Annotated in this window: 2 protein-coding genes and 1 pseudogene; 1 reads left to right on the top strand and 2 read right to left on the bottom strand. The window is 47.2% G+C overall.

All coding sequences use genetic code 11. The features are described from left to right. A pseudogene (locus tag AC19YT_RS28230) lies at nt 1-116 on the top strand (IS30 family transposase); the annotation flags it as partial. Here AC19YT_RS28230 and AC19YT_RS28225 read toward each other — a convergent pair. Together AC19YT_RS28225 and AC19YT_RS28220 are read right to left on the bottom strand one after the other, a co-directional pair. After that, on the bottom strand, nt 106-558 hold the full coding sequence (locus AC19YT_RS28225) for a hypothetical protein (protein WP_500611386.1): 453 nt from the start codon (nt 556-558) through the stop codon (nt 106-108). The pseudogene AC19YT_RS28230 and the gene AC19YT_RS28225 sit on opposite strands and share 11 nt — an antisense overlap. 438 nt (nt 559-996) lie before the next feature. Next, nucleotides 997-1089: a hypothetical protein gene (locus AC19YT_RS28220; protein WP_222936304.1), complete on the bottom strand. Its 93-nt coding sequence runs from the start codon at nt 1087-1089 to the stop codon at nt 997-999. Nucleotides 1090-1139 lie beyond the last annotated feature (50 nt).

Genomic DNA, 1139 nt, shown 5'->3' with positions numbered 1-1139 from the left:
CCGTCGAAGCCGTCAATCGGACAGTAGCGAGGATCAATCTACGCCCGCGCAAGCGCTTGGGCTGGAAGACGCCGTACGAAGTGCATACAGGGGTGAGCGTTGCACTTATGTGTTGAATTCAGGGGGGAACACTGCGTTATAGACACGCTCAGGATTAGGGAATCCAATCTCCCCTCGAAAATATGTTGCTTGCTCGTTTAGCCGTTCTATAAATAGTTTTCGGTGATTCAAATATTGCTCAAAAGCCAAAGCTTTCAGTTGTTTTTCTACGACCTCATCGTGTTTTTTCTCTTTAAGCAGGTTTTGCAAGTCGGTTCTTTCCTGTTTTTCGTCGTTCTTCACTTGTTGAAGATAAAGGAAAAGTAGAGTCCCGATAGTCGCGAACGAACTGAGTAACGTGAATGCCCCCGCCACCACGGATCCGAAGCTTCCCCAGTCTGTTGCTTGTCTTGATACTGGTCCGAGGTAATACCCATAAGCCCAGAGGACACCAATGGCAACCAGAACGCCGGTCCCTACCGCAATACCGATTCCCGCCAAAATCCAATTTGCTTTCATGACGACTCCTTTGGTGTTCCTCATTGTCGTTTAACGCAATGGGAACGCCAAGGGCGTGACTGATGGGGACGCATGCCTGCAAAGTCTCTCCACCACCAAGAAGCTCGCTACCTGACGGCAATTTTCTACGATTCCTTAGAAACGTTCCCTACCGCTAACGCTGGCATCACGATCTCTGGGCTTTTCAGAACAAGGCCTAAAACTACGCTTTATTCATATAAATCAATTAGATAGCAACTTTACAGTTTGGTTGCTGAATTGCCCGTAGTGGGCTGTACTTAGGCCTTGCAGCCAAAAATGACATTTTTTGAAAGTCAACAGCCAAAAAGTTATAAGTGAAACTATTTGGCAATTTCAGGAAGACTTAGCTTTCAAAAAAAGAATAAGGAGGTTTTTGCTAGAACGCCACTCTACCACCGATCCAGCGAGCCAAGCCACCTAGATTCGCTCCCCGCCCATACCACTAAACTGTCGAGCCAAGTGCATGGCATAGTTATCTGTCATACCGCTCACGTAATCCAGAACCTGCATGATTGCACCGTACTCCTTGGAAACAGCCCCGCTAGCATCTAAATTCTTCA

This window comes from Pseudomonas sp. MF08875 (assembly GCF_059862525.1).
This window is presented reverse-complemented; position numbering and strand designations above follow the sequence as displayed.

What these genes read in the sequence shown, in the direction of transcription:
- AC19YT_RS28220 (WP_222936304.1), bottom strand. Translation starts at nt 1,089, where the DNA reads ATGCAGGTTCTGGATTACGTGAGCGGTATGACAGATAACTATGCCATG.
- AC19YT_RS28225 (WP_500611386.1), bottom strand. Translation starts at nt 558, where the DNA reads ATGAAAGCAAATTGGATTTTGGCGGGAATCGGTATTGCGGTAGGGACC.